The sequence below is a fragment of the Microcoleus sp. T2B6 genome (genome assembly GCF_036700475.1).
Taxonomy (GTDB): domain Bacteria; phylum Cyanobacteriota; class Cyanobacteriia; order Cyanobacteriales; family Microcoleaceae; genus Microcoleus.
This window is the reverse complement of record NZ_JAUBOZ010000174.1, coordinates 5486-9170: the sequence shown is the minus strand read 5'-3', so window position 1 is coordinate 9170 and position 3685 is coordinate 5486. Positions and strand designations below refer to the sequence as shown.

General features: G+C 45.8%; 6 protein-coding genes. All 6 read left to right on the top strand.

What is annotated here, in order from left to right; genetic code table 11:
- The first annotated feature begins 221 nt into the window (after nt 1-221).
- The 6 genes from QUA00_RS35300 (at nt 222) to clpP (ending at nt 3592) form a co-directional block, all read left to right on the top strand.
- Complete coding sequence (locus QUA00_RS35300; protein WP_333413182.1) at nt 222-1442, top strand: heparan-alpha-glucosaminide N-acetyltransferase domain-containing protein; 1221 nt, start codon at nt 222-224, stop codon at nt 1440-1442.
- Nucleotides 1443-1521: 79 nt separating this feature from the next.
- Nucleotides 1522-1926, top strand: coding sequence for a hypothetical protein (locus QUA00_RS35295; RefSeq protein ID WP_333223710.1), 405 nt, complete (start codon nt 1522-1524; stop codon nt 1924-1926).
- Between the two features lie 18 nt (nt 1927-1944).
- On the top strand, nt 1945-2280 hold the full coding sequence (locus tag QUA00_RS35290) for a hypothetical protein (protein WP_333057897.1): 336 nt from the start codon (nt 1945-1947) through the stop codon (nt 2278-2280).
- A gap of 201 nt (nt 2281-2481) precedes the next feature.
- Nucleotides 2482-2772 (top strand): DUF433 domain-containing protein, encoded by a 291-nt coding sequence (locus QUA00_RS35285; RefSeq protein ID WP_333413180.1) that lies wholly within the window; start codon nt 2482-2484, stop codon nt 2770-2772.
- Nucleotides 2773-2781: 9 nt separating this feature from the next.
- Nucleotides 2782-2922: a hypothetical protein gene (locus QUA00_RS35280; RefSeq protein ID WP_333413178.1), complete on the top strand. Its 141-nt coding sequence runs from the start codon at nt 2782-2784 to the stop codon at nt 2920-2922.
- Nucleotides 2923-2983: 61 nt separating this feature from the next.
- A complete protein-coding gene (gene clpP, locus QUA00_RS35275) occupies nt 2984-3592 on the top strand; it encodes an ATP-dependent Clp endopeptidase proteolytic subunit ClpP (RefSeq protein WP_006635758.1) in 609 nt (202 codons plus the stop codon).
- Nucleotides 3593-3685 lie beyond the last annotated feature (93 nt).

The window sequence follows — 3685 nt, the reverse complement described above, 5'->3', positions numbered from 1 at the left end:
TTACCTGCCAAGTAGCAGCATGGGGCATGGGGCATGGGGCATGGGGCATGGGGCATGGGGCATTGGGCATGGGGCATGGGGCATTGGGCATTGGGCATGGGGCATGGGGCAGAAAAGAATTAGGAAATGGGCATCACCTAAGATAGTGAACAGTGAACAGTGAACAGTGAACAGTGAACAGTGAACAGTGAACAGTGAACAGTGAACAAATAACTTAATTTATGCGCTTAAAATCCCTTGATGTTTTTCGCGGAATTGCGATCGCCTCGATGATTCTAGTCAACAACCCCGGTAGTTGGGAACAGGTGTATCCGCCGCTAGAGCACGCAGAATGGCACGGCTGTACCCCGACAGACTTAGTATTTCCTTTTTTCTTATTCATCGTTGGCTGCGCGATGTCTTTCTCGCTGTCTAAATATATTCAAAATTATCCAAAAACCGGAATAGAAACCTCAAAAATTACACAAACAAAGGAAAAACCAGAATTCCCCCAAAACCCTCTTCCTTCTTCCTTCTTTCTTCTTCCTGCTTCAAATATTTACTGGCGAATTGCGCGCCGCGCCGCGATTCTATTTATATTAGGATTGCTGCTAAATACATCTTCGATCGCCCTTGACGTACTTCTCAACAGCGCCCCAGTGGAAAACTTCGGTAAAATCCGCATCATGGGAGTATTGCAGCGCATCGGCTTAGCTTATTTCATCAGTGCGATCGCCATTCTCAACCTTTCCCCTCGCAATCAAAAACTGCTCGCGGTTGCCTTGCTTTTGGGCTATTGGGGCGCACTAACCGTATTTGCTGTAGGGGGGTACACTGCCGGCGAACTCACGCCAGAAGGAAATTTAGGAGGATATGTCGATCGGCTAATTCTCGGTAGCCAACACCTGTACAAAGGCGGCCCCTTCGATCCCGAAGGATTGTTGAGTACCTTACCAGCAAGCGTTACAGTCCTAATGGGCTACTTTACCGGAGAATGGCTGCGCGTACAGCCCATCAAAACCCGCACCAGTATCAACTTAGCAATCGGCGGCCTCTGTTGCGTGGTAATCGGCCACTTGTGGGGATTTTCCTTTCCGATCAACAAACAACTTTGGACGAGTTCTTATGTAGTTTTTACTGCTGGTTGGGCCTTGCTATTGCTAGCAGCTTGCTACGAAACAATTGAAGTGCGAGGCTGGAAATGGGGGAGGCTGTTTGAAATCATGGGAGTGAATGCAATTTTTCTATTTGTCGCCTCCGGTATTGTCGCCAGAATTCTGTTAAAAACTCATATCGGTACTGGTGAAAATGCTCCAACAACTTACAGTTGGATTTATGAAAACTGGTTTGTGCCGTGGGGGGGGCCGCTGAATGGTTCTCTGGCATTTGCCGTGACTGCGGTATTATTTTGGTGGTTAATTTTGTATGGGATGTACCGCCGTGGTTGGGCGATTAAAATTTGAATGGTGGGTTGTTAAACAAGCGCGTTTGCTGGTAAGTGGTGAGCAAGGGGCTTGACAATTAAAAGCTTTTTTTAGTATAATGTTTATATATTTTTTTACGGTTTTTGACGTGGATATTCTAATTGAGTCAACAAGGGAATTTGAGAAAGATATTGCGCTGCTAAATGAAGATGAGAAAGCCGCAGTAATTCAAAAAATTAATTATTGTGCCAGCCTTTTTCCTACTCAAAAATCAAATGTGTATCGCAAGCTGCGTCGTCTCCCGCTATCGTCAGACCTGAATGGTTACGAGTCTTCGCTTTATACGCTACGAATTTCTCAAAAACTAAGAGTGGTTTTGGCGGTTGACGAAGACCCAATTTTTGGGCAAGCTATTTTTACTCTTTTTCGAGCAATTCAACACGACGAACTCGATCGAGCGTATAAGGGTGTAGCAGAGTCTTTGTATCAAGACCTACTTCAGCGCGATCGAGAAACTGCCTAGATATAATCAGCTTAAGTTATGGCGCAAAACCTTATTCTCTGTGATGAATATGGCATTATTTACGAAGCTATGAAAATTTTGCCAGATGACGAGCTAAAGATTAGTTTTCTGGAAGCTTTAGCAGAACTTGAAGACCAGGAATGTCACAGGACGAGACAATTTCCCAAAACGAGACTGCATAAAGTTAAGGGTGTGAAGCAGGCAGTTTATCGTGCTGATATTGATAAAGTCTCAGGCTGGCGCATCCACGTTCAGTACGTCAACGGACAGATTCATCTCAAGGATATTATTGAAGGGCAAAGACACGACAATGTAATTGAGGTGATTAAATCAAAGAAATCCCGCTACCAGTAATCCTAGCGGGAGCATCTCACCTTTGCGGCCAAGCTAGAAATTGGAGTTTTGAGGCAGGAGGCAGGAGGCAGGAGGCAGAAGGAAAGAGGAAGAAGGAAGGAGCCACAAGAAGGAAGGAGCCAGAAGAAGTATTTTTACAAATATGAGATGCTCCCATCCTAGCAAAGATATAATCTATAAAAATCCAGTGGGGATTTAGCGATGGAAACTAACAGATCGTTCGAGCAAAGTGATACCTGGAGTGAAGAAGATTGTCTTGATGTCACAGCCTTTTCTTTGCAATACGCAGCTACTATCTTTCATAGCGACCCCGATATTTTAGGTGGAACTCCTGTCTTTATTGGTACTCGCGTCCCGATCGAGACTCTACTTGATTATCTCGAAGCTGGTGATTCTGTCGATGAATTTTTAGACCATTTTCCTAGTGTCAGGCGCGATCGAGCGATGGAAGTTCTCCCAATGATACGATCGCCACATAACAACATTATTTAACGTTTATTGATGTCCGCTTCCTCAACATCGATCGCCTGCAGGATCGGATTTCCGATCGCACCCCCGCCACAACTTCCACAAATTAACGCCCCAACCCCGCCCAGTTCAAGGATTTTGCCGATTTCTCGATCGCACGCCACCGATCGCTAACTATAACTGAGCCCTAATCGCTAAAATTAAAAAAAGATACGTAATAGGCAGGCAGGCGTCAATGATCCCAACAGTTATAGAACAATCCGGTCGCGGCGAACGCGCCTTTGACATTTACTCGCGACTCCTGCGCGATCGCATCGTCTTCTTGGGCCAACAGGTTGACTCAGACTTGGCTAACCTGATCGTTGCCCAATTGCTATTTTTAGACGCCGAAGACCCGGAGAAAGATATTTACCTCTATATCAACTCCCCAGGGGGTTCGGTAACAGCAGGTATGGGCATTTTTGACACGATGAACCACATCCGCCCCGACATTTGCACTATTTGTCTCGGTTTGGCAGCCAGCATGGGCGCTTTTCTGTTGAGTGCCGGCGCTAAAGGCAAGCGGATGAGTTTGCCTCACTCCCGGATTATGATCCACCAACCTCTAGGCGGAGCTCAAGGCCAAGCAACCGATATTGAAATTCAGGCTAAAGAGATTTTGTACCACAAACGCCGCCTGAACGAACATCTTGCCAACCATACCGGTCAGCCGCTTTCCCGCATTGAAGAAGATACCGAACGGGATTTCTTCATGTCCGCTGAAGAAGCAAAGGACTACGGATTAGTCGATCAAGTGATCGATCGCCGTCCTTCCGCCAGCCGCCCGATCGCCGCTGTCGTCTAAATGAAAAGTTAAAAATCAAAAATGAGGAAATATTCTTCATTTTTGATTTTTAATTTTTAACGTTCAAAAGTAGCTCTTTAATGGATAAACGGG